Consider the following 21,764-nt stretch of genomic DNA (forward strand, 5'->3'; position numbering starts at 1 on the left):
GATCTGATTCTCAAAGCGACCCTGGGTGCAGCGGTGGTGGTGATCCTCGCCGCCCTATCCAAGACCAGAAACTATTACATCGCCGGGCTGGTGCCGCTGTTTCCGACCTTTGCGCTGATTGCACATTACATCGTCGGCAAGGGGCGCTCGATAGACGACCTGAAAACCACCATCGTGTTTGGCATGTGGTCGATCATTCCGTACTTCATCTACCTGGCGACCTTGTACCTGATGGTCGACCGGATGCGCCTGGAGGCGTCCTTGGCGGTGGCGGCAGTGGCGTGGTTGATGGCGGCGACGGTGTTGGTCTCAGTATGGGTTCGCTTCCAATCCTGAGTACAACCCTTTGTGGGAGCGGGCTTGCTCGCTCCCACAGGGTTGTGTCGTTTAGTGCGCGTAAACCTGCTGCAACTGCGCCTGGGTCAACGCATCCTCAAACGGCACCGGCACCGACTTCACCGCTCCATAGAGGTTGCGATAGCGCCAGTAATTGCCGTTGTTGGCCAATTGATATCCGCGCTCGACCACCCGCTGGCCATCAAGCACATAACGCAAGGTTTCCTGAGCCGCCGCAGGGGGCGTCGGTTGCATCAGATCTGTGGCCAACACCCGCATGGACTCATCGATGCACTCATCGAGTACGGCGGTGACTGTCGCCAAATCAAGCCTGCCGTCGTCGATGCACTGCTTGCCGCAGCGACGAACCGGCTGGCTGGCCACCTCGATGCGCATGCGGTACAGCGGTGAGCCGGCGATGTCCTGAACCTGGACCTGATTGACCAGGATAAAACTGCCGCGATCCGGGGTCAGCATCAGTTTGGGCTCTATCAGCAAACGCGCGGTAACCTGGCCCTCGCCCTGCTTGAGTCCGGCCGTTTTCGAAGCCTGCTGAAAGCGTTGTTGCAGACGTTCCTGCAGCGGCACCCCGGCGAGCAGATCAGCCATCGGTCGCGACTCTTTGAGCGCGGCTTTTTCCGCATCGCGCTGCAAAGTGCCGCTGCCCATCTGGGTGTTGATCAGACTGGCCAGCAAAATCCCGGCAAGCCCGGCGGTATTGCCCGAACTCGCTATCAGGTTGTGGCTGGACGATGCAGCCTTCAGGGCCTGCTCGGAATCGATCACCGTGCTGGCGCCGACAAACGCCTGCGGCACCTGCACGTCGACCTTGAGCCCGTGGGCCTGAACGTAAGGCAAGGCGCTCTGGTCTTTGAAACCGGCCTCGGGAGCCGGTTTCTGCGCGCAGCCCGCCAACATCAGCAGGACCAGCGCGCCGGCCACTGCGAATGGACGCTTCATTGGGTGAACGGGGTGATCATTTGCTGACGGCTGTTATCCACAGCCTGATAGAAGGCATTGGACAGGTTGGTGTAGGTCGGCTCGTCCCACTCGCCTTGAGCAGCTTGCGTCACGACAAAAGGCTTGAACCACAACAATTTGTTGTCCGCCAGATCGACCACCATGCCCTGCCCGCCCACTTGCGCCATCGGTACGCTGGTCGGTACAAACCCGTAGTAGCTGCGAGTAGCGCCGGTAGCGTACACATTCACCAACAGCAGACGGTCCACGCCATGGGTCGCCTTGACCGGCGTCAGGTCGCGGGTCATGTAGCCTTCGCGGAAGGAGACTTCCTTGTAAACCTTCAGATCTACCGGTTCGTCGATGCGTTTGACCTTGTAACCCTTGGCCTGCAACTTGGCGACGATCACGTCGGGCAAGGTGGTGAGGTCGCGCACTTGCCATTGTTCGACGTTACTGCTGAGTTTGCTGTTGACGCCCTTGTTGATGGCGTAATCGAGCAGCCCCTGGTTGCCGGTCAAGGCCAGCACCGGTGGTGGCACCACCGTGATCGCCACGCCGATGGTCGGCTCCTTGGCGTCCCAGAATTGATTGTCCAGTGGTACAGGAGGTTGAACGTGAGCACAGCCGGTGAGTGTCAGGCAGGCCAACAGAGTCAGCACCGCCCAGGTGCGTAGAGCGCGGAAAGTCATGGATCATGTCCCTATGGTTTGAAATCATCACCGCCCGTATCGGCAGCAACGGTCAAAACTATAGTGGCATATTGACACCTTTTTGACATCGGGAATTTTCAGCTCCCACATTGGATGGGATTTACAGGAGGTTCGGTGCCGGCACCGGCTCGATCTGCGCCCAATGCGAAGTGTCCTCCCGGTGTTCACGCAAATACGGCAATACTGCCGCCAGCAATGGCGCCTTGAACGCCTCCTGAAAACGATGAGCCAACCCCGGAATCAACTTCAACTGACTGCCACGCAGATGCGCCGCCAGGTGCACGCCGTGCATCACCGGTAACAGCGGATCGGCCGTGCCATGCACCACCAGCGCCGGCACCCGTAATTGATTGAGCAACGGCACCCGGCTCGGCTCGGCCAGAATGGCCATGATCTGCCGCTTCACACCTTCTGGATTGAACGCCCGGTCATAGGACAGCGCCGCCTGATGCAGCAGCGCCTGCCGATCATCGCTCACAGTCGGGCTGCCCAGTGCCGCCAGCAAATCGGCCTGTTGCTCCAGGGCGACTTCACGATTCGGCGCACCACGACGTGCGAGCAACTGAACCAATGCCGCACTAGGCGCGGGCAAGCCTTCGGCCCCGGAAGTGGTCATGATCAGCGTCAGGCTCTCGACCCGCTGTGGCGCCATGGCCGCCATGTGCTGGGCGATCATCCCGCCCATGCTCGCGCCCAGCACGTGGAATTGCTCGATGTGCAACGCATCCATCAGGCCCAGGCCATCATCGGCCATGTCCGTCAGCGAGTACGGCGCCGACACCGGCAAACCCAGCTTGTAGCGCAGTACCTCGAAGGCCAGGTTGGCCTCTACAGGTGCCTGCCGCCAGGTCGACAGGCCGACATCGCGATTGTCATAGCGAATCACCCGGAACCCTTGCTGACACAACGCGACAACCACTTCGTCGGGCCAGTGAATCAACTGCCCGCCCAACCCCATCACCAGCAGCAACGCCGGGTCCGAGGCACGGCCGATGCTCTGGTACGCCAGGTTCACCTGCGCCAGATCGACGTGTTCGGTCTGAACATTCACATCACAACGAGACGCCGCCACGGAAGGCAGGCTGAACAATGAGGCCAGAAAAATGGCCGTCGATAAAAACAAAGCACGCATGACAAAACACCAAAACGCAGAACCCCAGTAGAGCGCGAGTCTGATGAAGTTTGTTCAAGCGCGCTGCCACAGTTCAATGACAGTTTGATGAACATCGCCGAGTGGTCGTCGCGATAACTATGTAGTGCCAATGCCCGGCAGGCCTTCCCTTAAATGGCTCGTTCAAGGAGCGGACTCTCCGCTCCCTTTTACCGAGCCATGACCCATGACCGATAAACGTTTATTCGACCACCCACTCCCCGCCGTCATCGACCTGCCGGCCTCCTGGAATCTGCGAGAAAACAACGACGACAGCTTGATGCTCAGCGCTACCGCCCGTTGGCGCGAGAGCAGCGAGGGTTTGCGTGAACTGTTTGCCGGCGTACCGGCTACCCGCGATACGCTCGAGCGTCTGTTGAAACAGCAATTGGATCTGGACGGCCACGCGGTGGGTCTGCAATTTTTCGCCACCGACGAGCATGCCGAACGGTTCATTCTGCTCACCGATGCCCTGGCTTTTGTCTTCCAGCACCCTGAGCTGGAGAACACGCTGGACCAGCGCTGTCGCGTCACGGGCCTGACCTCGAGCCACGCCCTCTTCCCCCTCACACCGCTGCAACTGCTCACGCGCCTCAAGTCGCTAGGGGTGGAGCAAGCCATGACCGAACGATGGGATGCCTACTGGGATGCACGCGCACCCGGCACTGCGATGTCGCGCCGTGAACGGGCCGGCCAGTTGTACCTCGATCATCTGGAAGCAACGGCTCAAAGGGCCTTCGCCCAACGCACCCTGAGCGCCAGACAACTCAAACCGCTGCTGTTGCTGATGGATGCTCCCGCGACGGGCATACGCCTGGATAACCAGACTGTTCAATGCGAACAGCTTGAGCTGGAGCTGAGCAACAACGCTCGCGTGAAGCTTCCCGAGGCTTGGGTCATCAGCGTCGGCGATAAAGCACCGGTCGAACAACTGTTGTACCTGCCGTGCCGCCCGTTGGCGCTGCAAGCCTTCGCCCAGCGCAGTGACATGCAGACCTGGCTGACGCAACAGGCTCTCGTCCCCAGCGGACTGCCCGACGCTGACATCGCTTTTCAATACAGCCCCCGAACCCTGCCACTGTCGACGGGTATGACTGACCTGCTGGCCCATCAGCAAATGGCCCAGCTCGATACCTTGCGCAACGGTTCAGCGGCAAAACCTGAACTTGCCGAACAGGGTGCCAGGGCCCTCGTGGACTCGGACAGCTTTGACCGAAAGCGCAGCCAAAGCCCGGTGTTCGCCTCACCGCCAGCGATGGAACAGCCGCAAATCGACACCGCTTTGGATACCCACGACGAACAGTCCTTGTTCGGCAATCTGTATGCCGATATACCCTGGCCCCTACGTCAGACAGCCCTGCATGAGCAGTGCGAGGCACTCGAAACGCTACGGCGCGAGGCAGGCCAAAACGATCACCTGAAATCGCTCAAGGATCTGCAAGTAAACCTGGAAGACGCCGAGCAAGCCGCCGACAAGGCCGCTTCCACGATGCTCTATCGAGAGCGCTCGCTGGACCTCATCACCTTGAATCGGGAATTCACAGCGCTGCACCAGGCCCACAAGGATGGACTGCAGGCCGAAGCAGGGCTGCAACTGGCCCTCAAGCAACTCACCGATGAAGAATCCAACCTGCTCAAGGCACTGCTCGACACGCCCGACGATCCCGGTGCCGACAGGGTGGCGGCCAGCCTGACCCTGATGATGACCGAACAGGACGGTACACAACCCAAGGTCAACACCGAGGAACTCAACGGCTCGTTTTTGATGACCCACGCCGACGTGCTGCTGGATGCCTCATCCCCTCACAGCGTGTTGCTTTACTGGCCCGGGACCGGGGGCGGTTTGCAACGGTTCGCCAACCGACGAGAGCTTGAACGACAGTTTTTCAAGATCGGCGACAGCGACAGCCATCTGGCGCTGCAGCTCAAAAAAATCAGTGGCGACCCGCTGCAATACGCGCTAAATCAGATAAACAGTGCATTCGAACTCCAGGCCGCCGGGATTCGCCAGCTCAATGCCGGGGCGGACCAACAGCCACAGCCGGCCGAACTACTTGAAGCATTGCGCAAGCGAACACTGGCCGCCCTGCAGGTGCCGGTGCATGCCGCCCGAAGCCTGGCCTTGGCGCATGAACGGGAACAGGACCGTAGCGCCACCCTGGCCACCCGTCTTCCGGACATGCTCGCCAATCTGTCACCGACCGAACGCAGCGGACTCAAGGGCCTGATCCAGGCGTACATCGGGTCCATGCAACGCAGTCATGCGTTGCTGACGGTCAACCTTGAACCACGGGATGATTTCACTCGCAGGCACGTGCAAGCCCGGCTGCGCAAAGACTTCAACATCAAGGGCCCGTTCGATGTACAGCTGGAACTGCCCGATGCCGTGACGTGGGAAAAGCGCTACTCCCCAACGCTGACCGGGAAGGTAGAAACGACCATCATGGTGCCCAGTGCCATGACCAGCAAAATGTCGCTTGAGGAACTGGCCCAGCTCAACATCGACAATGTCCATTCAGTCCAGCAGGACGCCCTTTCTCAACGACTGGTCTTTATGCGCCTGGAGGTCACGGCAGCCGCCCCGCAGGAACGTATCAATCTGCTCAACGGCATCAATCTGATCTACTTGCGCAAGACCCTCCCGGAGTTGGATCTGCCCAAGGCGTACGAACAGCAGATCCACCGTGCGTTCCTGGGGTCGGCGGACGAATCGGTGTTCGTGAACGAGCATCGTCTCGAATGCCTGATCGAACCCTGGCAGCAGATGCTCAGGTTGCAGGGTGAGTTTGCACGCCTGCAACATCAGATCAGCCTCGCCGATTTGCAGATACTGACCATCGCCATCGACGCCAATACCCCTGAAGCCTGGCGCGCCGGCGGTAAACGCGTAGCCATACTGCCGGCTTGCCTCAGCGTCGGCGGCAAGGACACACCGAACGAAGGCGGTGTCACCCTGTCCGGGGTGACGTTCATCCAGGAACAAATCAGTGGCGTGACCCTGCTGTACACGCCGGACAGCCCTGACGACCGCTTCCTGCGCCGATACGACAGCCTGGAAGACGCACGCAAGGCGCTGTTCAATCTGTGCGCGCAAGATTCGATGATCCGCTACCTGGCCGGTCGTGCGTTGCAGGGCGACTTCCGGGCCCATATAGGCCGGATCAATGAGGCGCAACTCAAACACTTCGACGCCATGATCGGTGTCGGAGCGGCCTGGCCGGCCACGACTTCACTGGCAGCGCATTTGCTCAATGCGCACAGGGGTCGACTGATCGAAGCCCATCGCGGTACATCCCGTTCCAACGATGTGTTGTACCTGGAACGTTATGCACTCAAAGGCCCGCGTGCCTTCGCTTACATCAAAATGGCCCTCGGGGTGCTGCCCTTTATCGGCACGGCAGTGGCCCTCTACGATGCCTGGACCGCGGCCAACCAGGCGGTGGCGGCGTTCTTGCGCGGCGAAGTGGGCGATGGTGTGGACGAGCTTCGCTCAGTGCTGTTGTCCTTGATCGATGCGGCAATGGACCTGCTGCCGGGGGAGGCCATCACCACCTCACTGGCCTCGGGCGCCCGCACGTTGACGCGCACCCGCCAGCTTCGCGCGATTGCCGCCGGTGCAGCCGCGTTGCAGCCGCCGTCCATGCGCCAGGCCCGGCACGTCGCCGCGCGCTTCGCCGGCTACGAATACGAAAAGCCTCTTTCACTGGCCGGGCTGCAACCGGCGCCCCATGGCACTTACCGCAATGTCTACCGGCATGCCGACGGTGACTTCATTGTCCGTCAGGGTCGCGTGTTCCAGGTCGAACGGAGTACCGATTCACGCAACTGGCGCCTGACCGGCAACAGCCGCAAAACCTACAAGCAACCCATCGCCCTGGACGAAGCAGGCAAATGGGACACCTGGTTCGGTGTCTATGGCAGCACCTTCGAAGGCGGTGGCCTTGGTGGCGGGCAAGTACTCGGGCACCTGGCCGATGCAATGGATCCCCTGTGGCCCGCCGCCATTCGCGAATGGCTGCCGCGCTGGTGGGTGGATCGGGCGCTTCGCCGTCATCATGCGTTGACCGAGGCGATCGATGACTTTGGCAGCCAGCTTGATCAACAGGTCGCGCGTACAGACGCTGCTCTGAAGACCTATCAAGCCACGGCTGCGAATCAGCGTGCAGGCCTGATGCAGGCATCCGATTCCGCTTGCATCCGCGATATCGAGATGGCCAAGCAACACCTTCAGACAGCGTCTGAACTGTTGCCACTGACCCACGGTAACAAGAGGAATGAACTCAGGAAGATACAAAGCAATGGCGCTCTGATCGTGGCCGACCGGTGCAAGCATCGGGTATTCATCTCCAGTCATCGGACCCGGACCTTGTTGGACCGTATCGATGCACTGACGGACAGTCTCGATGAGTTACCTCAATCCCCCCTCGCCGAACGGCTACGTGTACTGGAGGACATCCGCAAACTGCGGCTGGAAGTGCTGAAGGAGTTCGACACAGTCGAATCCCTCATGCAGGACCTCAACCTCTGGTATCAGCGCATCAGCGAGCGTGCACAAAAAACGCAATTGACCGACGAAGTCGCCATGCTGAACAAGCGCTTCAGTGAGGTAAACCTGCTGAACTTGAGAACGGGCAACTTGATGGAAACGATGACACGCTTTGACGCCACCGAAGATGTCTCCTGGTTCTTTCTTCAAAGCCAGACGCGAGTCAAAAGAGTCCAGCTCGACCGAGCATTGTTCAATCAGTTCAGCCTGCCGGAAGTGACGATCACCAAGGCTCAACGCAACCGGATTCTTCAAGACTGCATCGAGCAGTACGATCAATTTCGTCGGGCAATGAATGCCTGGACCACCAGTTATCCGCAGCATTTCTACCTGGACAACGTGCCACTCCTGCTGGACGGCCTCGACAAAATGACCCAGCGAGCACGCAGGGCACTCGACATCCCGCCACCGCCTGCTACGGCGGGTACTGTCAATAAAAGAGTGTTTACCACCGAAAACGACGAACTGCTGATTGGGGTGGAGCACTGGGAGCCGGCGACTCAACTGCGCCAATACACACTAACCGGTCAAGATGGCTACATGGAGGTCTGGGAGCCCACGGCGAACAACAGGTTTCGATTGCAAAACCCCAAACCACAGCCGGTCGCTTCCCCTCGAAAGGACGTTGCGGCGTTGGTGACCGACGCCCATCAGAAGCTGGCGATGCAAGACACCTATAAAACCAGGGTTCAGTCCTACGCCAATCAGGGCATGCTCCCCGTCGACTTGGAAGACATGATGCTCAAAGAAGCAAACGAGCTCACCCATCGCGCTCGCGGCATCGAAGCACTTTCACCGCAAAACGCCGTGATTGCACTGCTGCGCAACAAGGCCAACGAACTGGTCGCCACCGGGCGCGCCATGCGAACACGTCAATCGCTGCTGAGCAAAAATCCCACCGACGGCATGCTGGACGACCTCGTCAGGCAAAGGGTTGTCGAGGTTCGTAAAACCAGTACGCTCAAAAAACTCGGCAGACGCCCGGATGGCCGGTTCGATCATATGCAGGAATACGAAGTGTGGGACCTGACTTCCAATCCAAAGGTGTTGTGGTACGCCCACTTCCACTACTCCAAGGCGGCGCCCCGTTTCAGCGAATTCGAGAAAGCCCACTTGAAATTGCCGGAACACCGCTACCTGACCCACGCTGACAACGCCGACCTGCCTTTTGCCGATATCGGTAAAAGGTCGACCGCGCTGCCGCATTTCGAAAACCTCTGATACGAGCAGCCAGCAATCCATGTGGGAGCGAGCCTGCTCGCGAAGGCGGTGTGTCAGTCACCAACCATATCAACTGACACGGTCTCATCGCGAGCAAGCTCGCTCTTGCAGAGGGGGCTTTACGCCAACTGGCTGCGCAGCTGGCGGGCTGCTGCGACCATGTTGACCAATGCTGCTTCGGTCTCCGGCCACGCCCGGGTCTTCAAGCCGCAATCGGGGTTGACCCACAGGCGTTCGGCCGGAATGCGCTGTACGGCCTTGCTCATCAACTTGACCATCTCGGCCGTGTCCGGCACCCGTGGCGAGTGGATGTCGTAGACGCCCGGGCCGATGTCGTTCGGGTAATCGAACGCCTTGAAGGCCTCCAGCAATTCCATATCCGAGCGTGAGGTTTCGATGGTAATCACGTCGGCGTCCATCGCCGCGATAGCCTCGATCACGTCGTTGAATTCGCTGTAGCACATGTGGGTGTGGATCTGGGTTTCGTCACGCACACCGCTGGCGCTCAAGCGGAAGGCTTGCACTGCCCAGTCCAGGTATTCCTGCCACTGCGCGCGACGCAGCGGCAGGCCTTCGCGGAACGCGGCTTCATCGATCTGCACGATCTTGATTCCCGCCGCTTCCAGGTCCACCACTTCATCACGCAAGGCCAACGCCAACTGCCGCGCCTGGACTTTGCGCGATACATCTTCGCGGGGGAACGACCACATCAGCATGGTCACGGGGCCGGTGAGCATGCCTTTCACGATTTTGTCGGTCTGGCTCTGGGCATAGGTGATCCAGTCCACCGTCATGGCTTTCGGGCGGCTCAGGTCGCCGTAGATCACCGCCGGTTTCACGCAGCGCGAGCCGTAGCTCTGCACCCAGCCGAAACGGGTGAACAAATAGCCGTCCAGTTGCTCGGCAAAGTACTCGACCATGTCGTTACGTTCGGCTTCACCGTGCACCAGCACGTCCAGCCCAAGGCGCTCCTGGACCTGCACGGCGTGGCGGATTTCGTGGTGCATGGCGTCGGTATAATCGTTGGCGGACAGCTTGCCCTGCTTGAACGCCTGACGCGCCAGACGGATCGAACCGGTCTGCGGGAACGAGCCGATGGTGGTGGTCGGAAACGCCGGCAGTTTCAGCCGTGTTCGCTGTTGCTCGATGCGTTTGGCGAACGGTGATTGGCGTTGGCTGTCGGTTTCTTCGATGGCATTGATGCGAGCCTGCACCTCGGCTTTATGAATGCGTGGCGATTGCGTACGACTGGCAGCGATGGCGCGACTTTCGGCCAAGGCAGCCTGTACTTTCGGTGCTTGCGGATCGTTGAGGGCATCGCGCAGCACAGCGATTTCGCCGCACTTCTGCACAGCGAACGCCAGCCAGCTTTTCAACTCGGGATCGAGTTTGTCTTCGCGCTCCAGGTCCACCGGGCTGTGCAGCAGCGAGCAGGAACTGCTGACCCACAGGTTGTCGCCAAAGCGCTCCTGGGCGAATCGCAGTTGTTCAAGCACGGGCTCCAGCTCGCAGCGCCAGACGTTGCGACCATTGACCAGACCGACCGAAAGAATCTTGTAGATCGGCAAGCGGTCCAGCACATGCAACAGTTGATCCGGCGCGCGCACGGCGTCGATGTGCAAACCTTGCACCGGCAGGCCGACGGCCAGGCCGAGGTTGTCTTGCAGGCCGCTGAAGTAAGTGGCCACCAGTTTTTTCAGCGGCGAGTACTGCAGGATGTGATACGCGCGTTCGAAGGCGTTTTTCCATTCCTGCGGCAGGTCGAGGGTCAGGATCGGCTCATCGATCTGCACCCATTCAACGCCCTGGGCGGCGAGGCGACCGAGGATTTCGCCGTAGATCGGCAACAGGCGCTCCAGCAGGTCGAGCTTGTCGAAATCGTTACCTTTAGCCTTGCCCAACCATAGGTAAGTCAGCGGGCCGATGATGACGGGTTTGATGCTGTGGCCGAGAGCCTTGGCTTCTTCAACTTCATCGAACAGCTGTTCCCAGCTCAGCTTGAACTGCTGGTCAGCGGTGAATTCCGGGACCAGGTAGTGGTAGTTAGTGTCGAACCACTTGGTCAGCTCCTGGGCATATTGCGCCTGGCCATGTTCGCCGCCGCAGCAGCTTGCCGTGGCGCCACGGGCCATGGCGAACAGGGTGTCGAGGGTCGGCAGGCCGCGCTCGTCACGGGTGCTGTCGAAACGCTCAGGGATCACACCGAAAGCCAGGGAATGAGTCAACACCTGGTCGTACCAGGCGAAGTCGCCGACCGGCAGCAAGTCGATGCCGGCGTCTTTCTGCAATTGCCAGTGGGTGGCGCGCAATTGGCGGCCGACGCTCTTCAGTGCGCTCTGGTCGAGGTCGCCCTTCCAATAGGATTCAAGGGCTTTTTTCAGTTCGCGGTCGGCGCCGATGCGCGGGAAACCCAGGGTGTGTGCCACGGCCATGTCGAATGTGCTCCTGTGTAAAAGATGACGCTATTGTCGACAGCCAGGGCAACATGAGACAAACTCAACCTTTTCGTGTTGATCACAAGTTTTTCTCATGGAGCCCCGCGGTGCTTGAAATCCGTCACCTGAAGACCCTGCACGCCTTGCGCGAAGCCGATAGCCTGGTGGATGCGGCCGACCGCCTGCACCTGACCCAGTCGGCGCTGTCCCACCAGTTCAAGGAACTGGAGGAGCGCATGGGGATGCCGCTGTTCGTGCGCAAGACCAAACCGGTGCGGTTCACCAGTGCCGGTTTGCGCCTGCTGCAACTGGCCGACGCCACCCTGCCGCTGCTGCGTGCCGCCGAACGCGACATCAGTCGTCTGGCCGGCGGTACTGCCGGGCGCTTGCACATGGCCATCGAATGCCACAGTTGCTTCCAGTGGCTAATGCCAACCATCGACCAGTTCCGCGACGCCTGGCCGGAGGTCGAACTGGACCTGGCCTCGGGTTTCTCCTTCGCGCCGCTGCCGGCCCTGGCCCGTGGCGATCTGGACCTGGTGGTGACGTCCGATCCGGTGGACCTGGTCGGGATCACTTATGTGCCGTTGTTCACCTACGAAGCGATGCTCGCCGTGGCCAATCAGCACCGATTGGCGAGCAAGGCGTACATCGTTCCGGAAGACTTGCTCACCGAGACCTTGATCACCTACCCGGTTGAGCGTGATCGACTGGACATCTTCACCCGCTTCCTGGAACCCGCCGACGTCGAACCGGCCCAGGTCCGCACCTCGGAACTGACGGTGATGATGATGCAGCTGGTGGCCAGCGGACGCGGCGTATGCGGCATGCCCCATTGGGCGCTGCATGAATACAGCTCACGGGGCTACGTGAAGGCCAAGCGATTGGGCGAGAAAGGATTGTTTGCGACGCTGTACGCGGCGATCCGGGCTGACATGCTCGATGCACCGTACATGCGCGATTTTCTGCTGACGGCCAAGGACACGTCGTTTTCGACGCTGGATGGGGTTAGCGCCGTTCGCTAGAACAACACATCTCCTGTGGGAGCGGGCTTGCCCGCTCCCACAGAGGTCCTGGTGATCCTTAAATCTCGCGCCACATGTGGATCTTGTCGAAATACTCCTCACCCACCCGCACTGCCATCGGTTCCAGGCCGAACTGGATAAACCCATTGCGTCGGTACAGGTTGAACGCCGCATCGTTGCCCGCGGTGACGGTCAACTTGATCAACCGCAATGCCGGGTGCCGGCGCGCTTCGGCCAAAACCGCCTGCACCAGTTGATGGCCTAGCCCCCGCTGGCGCACGTTGGCGGACACGTACATGCCAAACAGCGTTGCCTTGTGCCGGGCCTTTTCCCGGGGTTCGAAGGCCAGCCCGGCGATGCCCGCCAACCGGCCCTCCTCGAACGCGCCGAACACCACATCGAGCTTGCCGGTCAGGCGCGATTCCCACCAACCGAGCGGCATTGAGGCCCGCTCGCGCACGCTGGAGGTGAATGCCTGCGGATGCCGGTCATAGGCTTCAAGCATCAGCGCCCGGTAGTCCAGGGCATGGCTGGCGTCCAGTCGCTGAATCCACATGGTCAGGCCATCCGGCGTTGTTCAAACATCAGCCGCAGCGCCAACGCCGACAATACGAACCCCATGAAATAACGCTGCATCGCCAGCCAGGTCGGGTTGTTGACGAACCACGAAGCAATGCCCGCGGCAAACAGGGCGATCAGCAGATTGACACTGAAACTGACGCTGATCTGGGTCAGGCCCAGCACGATGCTTTGGGTGAACACCGAACCGTGTTCGGGGGTGATGAACTGCGGAAATACAGACAGGTAAAACACCGCGATCTTGGGGTTCAGGGCGCTGGTGAGGAAGCCCATGGTGATCAATTTGCGCGACGAATCCGGCGGCAACTGTTGCGCTTCGAACGGCGAACGCGCACCGGGTTTGACCGCCTGCCAGGCCAGCCATAGCAGGTACAACGCACCCGCCCACTTCAGCACTTCATAAGCCATCGGCACCGCCAGGAACACCGCGGTCAAACCGGCAGCGGCGGCGAACAGATGCACGAAAAACCCGGCGACCACACCCAGCAACGAAGTCACGCCGGCCTTGCGGCCCTGGCAGATCGAACGGGAGATCAGGTAGATCATGTTCGGCCCCGGCGTCAGTACCATCAGCAACGCGGCGGCGGCGAAAATCAGCAAGTCTTGAAGCGGGATCATGGCGGGTCCTTTGCTTAAATGATCAGGCAGTCGCGATCAGCGAAGCCCGATAAAACGGCAGGATCAGGTCCCTTGTCAATGGTGCCAGCGTGACGTCGCCGTCGGTGGCCGGATCGATCCAGATCACCTCTTCGATCTCGGCAGCCGGGGTGACGTCTGAGTCAATGCCCAGCAGAAAAATCTCGGCTTTCACCACATAACCCGGCTCATTGGCGGCGGGTGCCGAGAACTGGCCGAGGAAGGTGGCGTGCGCCGGATCGATGACCAGCCCCAGTTCTTCTTGCAGCTCACGGGCCAGTGCGTTGGCCGGTTGTTCATGGGCTTCGATCTTGCCGCCCGGTTGCATGAAGGCCTCGGTGCCGCGCTTGCGCACCAGCAGCGTTCGACCGTCCGGGCCGATCAACAGGGCGGCGGCGATGTGGATAAATCCGGTGGGTTGGGCAGCAAACATCGACATGAACAAAGGCCTTTGACTCAAAAGCGGCAAGGATCACATGTCCTCCGCTGGTGAGCAAAGGCCTCCTGCACCAGTACTTACGCGGCCTCCTGGAAATCCATCTCCGGTGGCTGACGACGGAAACCGCCGGTCAACACCGCCAGATACACCACGCCTATCGCCAGCCAGCTCAGGCCGAGGTAGATCGCCAGGTGGTCAAGGCTGACCATCAGCCACCGCCGGGAAAGCGGAGTTCAGGTAAGCGGCGCCGATCAGCCAGATTGCCATGGGCAAAAACAGGTAATCGAGCAGCACTGCCCAACCGGCGATGAAGCCGAGTTTCGGGCTGATGGCCTTGCGCACATAGCTGTAGGCGGAGCCGGAGACCGGGAAGGCCGAGGCCATGCGCCCATAGCTCACGGCGGTGAAGAACATCGCCACCAGCGCCGCCAGGTAAGCGGCGGGCACCATGCCGGCGGTGGATTGAGCGAGGATGCCAAAAGTGCCGAGCACAATGATCGGCGTCATGCAGGCGATGCCGAACAGATTCAAACAGGTGTGTTGTCTGCGAGGCTCGCTCCCACACTGGATTTGTGCGGTTCACAAGATCCCCTGCGGGAGCGAGCCTGCTCGCGAAGGCGTCAGCCCGGTCAACACACCATCAGGATCAGCGTGCGGGAATCATCAACTCCCGCAATCCACTGACATGCTCAATCAATTCACCGGGCAACTTCAGCCGCTGATCATCCAGGTACCGATAATCCTGGCGCGCCGCCGTCAACCGGCTCAGGTCCATTTCCACCGCAAACTGCCCCTCCTCGCGCCCGGCTTCGAACAACAGCGTGCCCAGCGGATCCACCAGCGCACTGCCGCCGGCGAACAGCAAACCGCCGTCCCCCTCTTCCACCCGGTTGACCATCAGCGCAAACGCCTGGTTTTCCTGGGCGCGGGCCATGATTGCGGTGCGGTGGGTCGGGCCGTAGGGGTCCATGTTGCCGTTGGTCACCAGCAGCAACTCGGCACCCAGCTGCGCCAGGGCGCGGGCGGTTTCCGGGAATTCGATGTCGTAGCAAATCAGCAGGCCGACACGCACGCCGTTCCACAGGCAAGTGGCGTAGCGATCGCCCGCTTCAAAGACGCCGCGATCCGACGCCCACAGGTGGGTCTTGCGATACTTCAGCGCGATGCCTTCGGGGGTGATCAGCAGCGTGGTGTTATAGAAACGGCCGCTGTCGTTCTCGGCAGTACCGATGACCACGGCGATGTTGCGTTCACGGGCGGCGCTGACAATCGCGCTGACGGTCGGGCCGCCCAGCGGTTCGGCGACCTCGGCCACGGACTCGGCCGACGGGAAACCCATCAAGTGGCTTTCCGGAAACATGATCAGTTGCGTATCGGCGGCGCAGGCATTGATGGCCCCCACGGCGCGTTCGAGGTTGTAGGCCGTGTCGTTGTCACGGCCCGCCAATTGGGCGAGTTCGACTTTCATGGGTAGTCCTTGTTCTGAACGCCGGAAAGATTGCCCGGTCGCTGTCTGTGCGCCAGTATGCGCAGCAAGCGGGCGGCCCGGAAATCACGCCGCTGGGGTAACACGATAGGGGTAGATACATGACACTCTCGTTGGACGACATCGCCTGGCACCGTTCGGTGGGGCAACTGATCGACGCCCTGGACAGGCCCAACTTCTGGACGCAACTCGTGCGTCTGCTGGATCAATACGTGCCCTGCGACAGCTGGGTCGCGCTGCTGTTCAGCGCCGATAAACACCCGCAAGTGTTCGCTGAATGCCCGGGCATCGACGGCAGCCCCGACCAGTTGTTCCAGGATTACCTGCGCGGGCTGTACCTGCTCGATCCGTTCTACATCGCCTGCCGCGAGCAGTCGCGCACGGGTTTGTATCGTTTATCGGAAGTGGCGCCGGAGCATTTCGAACTCACCGAGTACTATCAACGATACTTTCGTGTGAATGTCGTGGCCGACGAAATCCAGTTTAATTGTCAGCTCGAAGGCGACCGCACGCTGTGCCTGTCCCTGGGCAGCAAGCAGCGCTTCAGCGCCTCGCAGATTGCCTTGCTGTCGCTGATTGCGCCGTGGGTGCTGGGCCTGCTGCGCCAGCGCCTGCCCTACGAGATCAACGAAGTGGTGGCCTTGGCGCCTGCCCCGCTACAAGGCGATTGGCGGGTGCAGCTGGAAGCCTCGGTGCAGCAACTCAAGGGCGCGCAATTGACCGCCCGGGAGCTGGATGTCGGGCGCCTGATGCTCAGTGGCTGCTCCAGCAAGGAGATCGCGCGCAAACTGGAAATCTCGATAGAAACCGTGAAAGTCCATAAGAAACACATGTACAGCAAGCTGGGGATCAAGTCCCAGTCCGAGCTGTTTTCGATTTTTCTCCAGGCACAAAATGCCTGAAATCCTGGGGAATGATCTTTGCTTTTTACTGTGGGATCTCCATGTCCCCTGCAACCGAGTCCGAACCCAAGGAAACCGTATGAGCCTGTCACTCCTGAGCCGCTACGCCTTCTTTGCCGTCTGCGTGATATTCACCCTCGCCAGCCTGCCCTTTCTGGAACACGACTGGCTGTGGCCGATCACCGCCGTCACCGGCATCCTCAGCCTGATCGGCATTGGTGACTTGCTGCAAAGCCCCCACGCGGTGCGGCGCAATTACCCGATCCTGGGCAATATCCGCTATCTGGTCGAAGGCATTCGCCCGGAGATCCGCCAGTACCTGCTCGAGTCGGATAGCGATGCCTTGCCCTTTTCCCGGGCCCAGCGCTCGCTGGTCTATTCCCGGGCCAAGAACGAAAGCGCCGACAAGCCCTTCGGTACCTTGATCGACGTGTATCAGTCGGGCTTCGAATTCATCGGCCACTCCATGCGTCCGGCGCCCCTGAGTGACCCCAGCGGTTTCCGGGTCACGGTCGGCGGTCCGCAATGCACCCAGCCGTATTCCGCTTCGGTGTTCAACATCTCGGCCATGAGCTTCGGCTCGCTCAGCGCCAACGCCATCCGTGCGTTGAACCAGGGCGCCAAACTCGGCAACTTCGCCCACGACACCGGCGAAGGCAGCATCAGCCCCTATCACCGGGAACACGGTGGCGACCTGACCTGGGAACTGGGCAGCGGCTATTTCGGCTGCCGCACCGCCGACGGCCGCTTCGACCCGGAACGCTTCGCCGCGCAAGCACAAACCCCGCAAGTGCGGATGATTGAAATCAAGATGAGCCAGGGCGCCAAACCTGGCCATGGCGGGATCCTGCCCAAGCACAAGGTCACCCAGGAAATCGCCGACACCCGCGGCATCAACATGGGCGAAGACTGCATTTCGCCGTCGCGGCACAGCGCGTTTTCCACGCCGATCGAAATGATGTATTTCATCCAGCAGCTGCGTGAGCTGTCCGGCGGCAAACCGGTGGGTTTCAAGTTCTGCCTCGGTCATCCGTGGGAATTCATGGGTATCGCCAAGGCCATGCTGGAAACCGGCATCCTCCCGGACTTCATCGTGATCGACGGCAAGGAAGGCGGCACCGGTGCCGCGCCCGTTGAGTTCACCGACCACATCGGCGTGCCGATGCGCGAAGGGTTGCTGTTCGTGCACAACACCCTGGTGGGCCTGAATCTGCGGGACAAGATCAAACTCGGCGCCAGCGGCAAGATCGTCAGCGCCTTCGACATCGCCAGCGTCCTGGCCATCGGTGCCGACTGGGCCAACTCGGCGCGGGGCTTCATGTTCGCCATCGGCTGCATTCAGTCGCAGAGCTGCCACACCAACAAATGCCCGACCGGCGTCGCCACCCAGGACACCCTGCGCCAACGCGCGCTGGTGGTGCCGGACAAGGCCCAGCGCGTGTACAACTTCCACCGCAACACCCTCAAGGGCCTGGCTGAGATGCTGGCGGCCGCCGGCCTTGAACACCCGTCACAATTATCGGCCAAGCACCTGGTGCGGCGCATGTCGGCGACCGAGATCAAACTGTTCTCGCAGCTGCATGTGTTCCTCAAACCTGGGGAGTTGCTGACCGGGGAAGTGAATGGCGAGTTCTACTCGCGGATGTGGCAGATGGCGCGGGCGGACAGTTTTGAGCCCAACGAAGTGGCAGCGGCATAACCTTAATACTTCGGCGTTGAAGGTCAGGGATGACTTCAGCGCTCGCCATCCAGAATAAACAGGCGTGCCTCCATTTGCCCTGACGTCAGCACCTGCGCGAGTCTCCACTGCCGGGGAAAAGTATGGATGTCTTCAGCCAAGGACTTGGGAGCGACCCACCAGACTCTTTGAGAGTTTAATTTTACCGTGGATATATCCTTGATGAACGCACGCAGAGGAACAAGTAGCTCACCACCGTAAGCCGGGCCATTCCCTGTGCCGCCAGGCAAAGTGGCGTTATAGAGCCGGGGCTGGATACCAGTGGTGTTGTAGTAACTGTACGGCAAATACCAGTACAAATAATTAACGACGATTTCGTCGCCCGCCTCTGCCAGACGATTCACACCTTCCGCCAGACTGTCCAGCCTCGTTGCTCGACCGAATGTTCCATTCAATCCATCCTCCTGCGCATACACCCTCAACAATCCGTGCGTCTCTCCCGCGATGCAAACGCACAGGCAGACAAACGCAAAGACCCCGTGCTTCAGGGCCAATCGATCCAGCACGAGCGCGACAACCATGGGCAAACCTACCGCGGCAAACACCAGATATCTGTAAAGAAAGACGGGGACCGCCCATGACAAGAAAAACACCGTTATAACGGGCAAGTAGAAGTAACAGACCAGCAGGGTGCGGGAGCGCCGATCATTGCCGCCCTGCCGCAACGCCATCACGCCACAGACAATCATCAACACCGAGATACTCAGTGCCCACCCTAAACCGCCATCCGACGCCGATATCATCACCGTGAATTGCGAGAAGAGCCCCGGCAACATGTCCCACGTAGTAGGCGTTATCCATTCGAGCCCTCTCCTGTTCCATGCCTGATGAATGAAATGTGGCAGCCATGGCGAATACAGCACAACAATCGCAGCATTGGCCATCAGCCATTTCCGGAGGGGCAACAACGCGGATTCGCCACACCCCAGTCCCGACCAATACAGCCAATGCACCAACACACATAGCGCCGCTAAATAGTGGGTATAAAAAGCGGCGGTCATCAGCAATGCATAGATCACCGGGTAACGCTTGCGCTTCGGTTGCCGGCTCCAGCACACCAGCGCAACCGTGGCCGCCATCAACCAGAAACCGAGCATGGCGTACATGCGCGCTTCCTGACTGTAGCGTACCGAAATCGGCAGTAACACCAACAAAACGCCAGCGATGCAGGCCGCCCTGCGAGTGGCGATCAGGCTCATCAATTTGATGCAGAGCAACAACGTTCCGACATCCGCCAGCGCACTCAGGCTCCGTGCAGACAGCGCACTGTTGCCGAACATCATCGTCCAGTAATGAAGAACCACGTAATAAAGTGGGGGATGAATATCATCTGCCGTAATGGACCAGATCAGGGTTGGAGAACGTTCGCTCAGCAACAGGCTATAAGCTTCGTCATACCAGACCACCGGTATGGAAATGCCGTGGAATCGTACGAGCAGGGCCAGCGTGATCAGGGCGAGGACATCCAGTCGATAAAAGGACAGGTACCGCAGTCTCACTTGTACATCGGTCAGGCGTTCCGTCGCATTCATACGATCCTCTTCAGCGAAAGTCACTCGTCAGCGCTATTGACGATGTCCTTGAACACGACAAACAACGAGAAAAAAAAGCCGCAAAACAGGCTGAGCAATGAAAATGATGCAACGGTCACCCACCCGTGCAATCGCCAGACATCAGCAGCATGCCCCGCGGCAAAACTCAATAAAGCCATGAAGCTTAAAAACAGCAGATAGCGGAACAATGAAGTCCGTCTATCAAACGTAAAGAGTGCATTCATGTAGAAAGAAAAAGAGGCGGCAACGCAAAATGCTGCCAAGTTGATGACAGCTTGGCTGAGCTGCGCAGCAGTGAAGAGCACAAAAAAAATCTGCCAATGAACTAGCGTATTGATGACTCCGACGGCCGCGTAACTACCGAATTTTTTCCATCGTGCATTCATGCCGGCTCCTTAAAACGCTCCTGTTTCAGGCGCCTTCAAACTAGAACCACGTATCAGCTTGCGTCTACTGTCACAAATACCAGGCTATTCATCATTCTGACGAATGACCTTTCTATCAATGCGCAGTCGTTAGGGTCGAAATGCTGCGCTTCACCAACGAAGCGATTTGATCGGGGCCGGTTCTTTCATGACGATGAAACCGTAATCACCCAAGAGGTAAATCCGGTAGTAGGGGCTCTCCACCAGCGGCGAAAAGTTCTGATACCCCACCCGCGTCGCATTGCGCCGCTCCCGCTCCGCGACCACGTTGGTGATGCCCACCTTGGGCAGGTTTTCCGCCAGCATGTAGAAGTCGATGTTCAGCAGGTAGTGCAGTACCGGCAGCTGCTTGAACGAACCGGCGGCCCCCAGCAACCAGTGATCGGAATAGGTCACTGACATGTAAATACGCTTGGCTTCGCGCAAGGCCCGATGGCTGCTGATGTCGCGTTCAAGACTGAAGAGCGCGCTGGTGGCGAAGGTCTTCTGCACGGTCAGCACCCGGCCGTAGGCAAACGACAGCGACAACATCGCCAACAGCGGCACCAGCAACAGCAGCGGCAATCGTTCATGCACCGACGCCAGCGCCAGATGGCTCAAATAGAACAGCAGCACCAGCAGCACCGCAAATCCCATCAGGGTCCGGGCGCCTTCGTTGAAGTCGCGAAAGATCAACGCCACACCCGACACCAACAGCAACACCAGCGGTACTGTCAGCAGACACAGCAGGCCGATCGACAACCGCTTCGGCACGCTCTCCTTGCGCTCGACGATGTTCTTTCCCAACAGAGCCGCCCCGGCAATGGCGCAAAACAGCAACACGGCGAACACCCAGATCAATCCGCCATGAAACAGCAGCATGACTTTTTCCAGCACCCGGGTGATATTGACGTCGATTTGCAGCAGGGGCTGCGCCGACCAATTGAGCAGCAACGTACGATTCTGACCCAGGAACGGATAGGCCGTCGCGCAGTAAATCAGCCACCCCAGCAGCACCTGGGCAAGCTTCCAGCCGATCAAGGCGCCCCACTGAGACCAGGGCATTTTTTCCTCGGCAGCCCTGAGCAACTCCAGACAGCACAGCCCGAGAAACACATTCAGACTGATCTGATACAGCCCCAGTGCCAGCGCAATCAGAAACGAAGGCACCAGCCATTGCACGTTGCGCGAAGGATGCCGAAACGTAATGGCGTAGATCACCGCCACCAGGCTCAAAGCCATGGGCGCGCCATCGTATTGGTAGGACAGGTTTTGCAGGAAGAACGGGTTGTACCAGAGCGGCAACAGCACCAGGGCGCAAGCGATGGTCGGCTGACGAAAGTAATGAAACGTCAGGCTGGTCAATGCCGAGGACATGGCCACGATGGCGATCAACAACGGCAACGGAAAGATATTCGGCGCTGCATCGGTAAAGGTCAGCGCGTTGTAGAACAACTGGGTGAACAACCGCCCCTGCTCCGCCCAGGCCATGCCGGCCGAGAGCGAGCGCCAGTTGTCGTCGATGTAGAAGTAGTCCGCGAGGATCAGCGGCACGACATACACAAAGGTCGCGAGCAGAAAAAACAGCCAGACCTGGCGACGTCCCATCTCCTTGACGAAAAAATCGCTGAACCTGCCCAT

General features: G+C 59.8%; 17 protein-coding genes and 1 pseudogene. 5 read left to right on the forward strand and 13 right to left on the reverse strand.

Annotation, left to right across the window (positions count from 1 at the left end):
* Window positions 1-6: 6 nt before the first annotated feature.
* Complete coding sequence (locus FFS64_RS06925; RefSeq protein WP_171017067.1) at window positions 7-336, forward strand: GlpM family protein; 330 nt, start codon at window positions 7-9, stop codon at window positions 334-336.
* A gap of 51 nt (window positions 337-387) precedes the next feature.
* On the opposite strand, the gene FFS64_RS06930 is transcribed toward FFS64_RS06925, so the two are convergent.
* The 3 genes from FFS64_RS06930 to FFS64_RS06940 form a co-directional block, all read right to left on the reverse strand.
* Window positions 388-1,296, reverse strand: coding sequence for a hypothetical protein (locus tag FFS64_RS06930; protein ID WP_137804741.1), 909 nt, complete (start codon window positions 1,294-1,296; stop codon window positions 388-390).
* Window positions 1,293-1,988, reverse strand: a complete 696-nt coding sequence (locus FFS64_RS06935) for a hypothetical protein (protein WP_137804742.1) — start codon at window positions 1,986-1,988, stop codon at window positions 1,293-1,295. The genes FFS64_RS06930 and FFS64_RS06935 overlap by 4 nt, the downstream gene beginning before the upstream one ends.
* Window positions 1,989-2,109: 121 nt before the next feature.
* On the reverse strand, window positions 2,110-3,141 hold the full coding sequence (locus tag FFS64_RS06940; protein ID WP_137804743.1) for an alpha/beta fold hydrolase: 1,032 nt from the start codon (window positions 3,139-3,141) through the stop codon (window positions 2,110-2,112).
* A 205-nt stretch (window positions 3,142-3,346) separates the two neighbouring features.
* Between FFS64_RS06940 and FFS64_RS06945 the strand changes: the two genes are divergently transcribed.
* A complete protein-coding gene (locus FFS64_RS06945; protein WP_137804744.1) occupies window positions 3,347-8,926 on the forward strand; it encodes a dermonecrotic toxin domain-containing protein in 5,580 nt (1,859 codons plus the stop codon).
* Between the two features lie 119 nt (window positions 8,927-9,045).
* Here the strand turns inward: FFS64_RS06945 and metE are convergent, their stop codons facing one another.
* Window positions 9,046-11,358 (reverse strand): 5-methyltetrahydropteroyltriglutamate--homocysteine S-methyltransferase, encoded by a 2,313-nt coding sequence (gene metE, locus FFS64_RS06950; RefSeq protein WP_137804745.1) that lies wholly within the window; start codon window positions 11,356-11,358, stop codon window positions 9,046-9,048.
* A gap of 110 nt (window positions 11,359-11,468) precedes the next feature.
* On the opposite strand from metE, the gene metR reads away from it, so the two are divergent.
* The gene (metR, locus tag FFS64_RS06955) at window positions 11,469-12,386 is read left to right on the forward strand and encodes a transcriptional regulator MetR (protein ID WP_095197155.1); all 918 of its coding nucleotides are present in this window, start codon (window positions 11,469-11,471) and stop codon (window positions 12,384-12,386) included.
* 58 nt (window positions 12,387-12,444) lie between these two features.
* On the opposite strand, the gene FFS64_RS06960 is transcribed toward metR, so the two are convergent.
* From FFS64_RS06960 to FFS64_RS06980, 6 genes and pseudogenes are all read right to left on the reverse strand, one after another.
* Window positions 12,445-12,942: a GNAT family N-acetyltransferase gene (locus FFS64_RS06960; protein WP_137804746.1), complete on the reverse strand. Its 498-nt coding sequence runs from the start codon at window positions 12,940-12,942 to the stop codon at window positions 12,445-12,447.
* A gap of 2 nt (window positions 12,943-12,944) precedes the next feature.
* A complete protein-coding gene (locus tag FFS64_RS06965) occupies window positions 12,945-13,583 on the reverse strand; it encodes a LysE family translocator (RefSeq protein ID WP_137804747.1) in 639 nt (212 codons plus the stop codon).
* Window positions 13,584-13,605: 22 nt separating this feature from the next.
* Entirely contained in the window at window positions 13,606-14,040 is a 435-nt protein-coding gene (locus FFS64_RS06970) for an NUDIX domain-containing protein (protein WP_137804748.1), read from the reverse strand.
* A gap of 77 nt (window positions 14,041-14,117) precedes the next feature.
* On the reverse strand, window positions 14,118-14,249 hold the full coding sequence (locus FFS64_RS31625) for a hypothetical protein (protein ID WP_256660415.1): 132 nt from the start codon (window positions 14,247-14,249) through the stop codon (window positions 14,118-14,120).
* A 4-nt stretch (window positions 14,250-14,253) separates the two neighbouring features.
* Window positions 14,254-14,571 (reverse strand): annotated as a pseudogene (locus FFS64_RS06975) (amino acid permease); the annotation flags it as partial.
* Window positions 14,572-14,686: 115 nt separating this feature from the next.
* Entirely contained in the window at window positions 14,687-15,508 is an 822-nt protein-coding gene (locus tag FFS64_RS06980; protein ID WP_137804749.1) for a carbon-nitrogen hydrolase family protein, read from the reverse strand.
* A 119-nt stretch (window positions 15,509-15,627) separates the two neighbouring features.
* On the opposite strand from FFS64_RS06980, the gene FFS64_RS06985 reads away from it, so the two are divergent.
* Together FFS64_RS06985 and FFS64_RS06990 are read left to right on the forward strand one after the other, a co-directional pair.
* The gene (locus FFS64_RS06985) at window positions 15,628-16,428 is read left to right on the forward strand and encodes a LuxR C-terminal-related transcriptional regulator (RefSeq protein WP_137804750.1); all 801 of its coding nucleotides are present in this window, start codon (window positions 15,628-15,630) and stop codon (window positions 16,426-16,428) included.
* 79 nt (window positions 16,429-16,507) lie between these two features.
* Entirely contained in the window at window positions 16,508-18,127 is a 1,620-nt protein-coding gene (locus FFS64_RS06990) for an FMN-binding glutamate synthase family protein (protein ID WP_137804751.1), read from the forward strand.
* Window positions 18,128-18,162: 35 nt separating this feature from the next.
* On the opposite strand, the gene FFS64_RS06995 is transcribed toward FFS64_RS06990, so the two are convergent.
* The 3 genes from FFS64_RS06995 to FFS64_RS07005 form a co-directional block, all read right to left on the reverse strand.
* Window positions 18,163-19,698 (reverse strand): glycosyltransferase family 39 protein, encoded by a 1,536-nt coding sequence (locus tag FFS64_RS06995; RefSeq protein WP_137804752.1) that lies wholly within the window; start codon window positions 19,696-19,698, stop codon window positions 18,163-18,165.
* 20 nt (window positions 19,699-19,718) lie between these two features.
* Window positions 19,719-20,105, reverse strand: a complete 387-nt coding sequence (locus FFS64_RS07000; RefSeq protein WP_137804753.1) for a GtrA family protein — start codon at window positions 20,103-20,105, stop codon at window positions 19,719-19,721.
* Between the two features lie 150 nt (window positions 20,106-20,255).
* Window positions 20,256-21,764 (reverse strand): glucosyltransferase domain-containing protein, encoded by a 1,509-nt coding sequence (locus FFS64_RS07005; RefSeq protein WP_137804754.1) that lies wholly within the window; start codon window positions 21,762-21,764, stop codon window positions 20,256-20,258.

The sequence above is a fragment of the Pseudomonas sp. G(2018) genome (genome assembly GCF_005502415.1).
In the GTDB taxonomy this organism is placed as follows: domain Bacteria; phylum Pseudomonadota; class Gammaproteobacteria; order Pseudomonadales; family Pseudomonadaceae; genus Aquipseudomonas.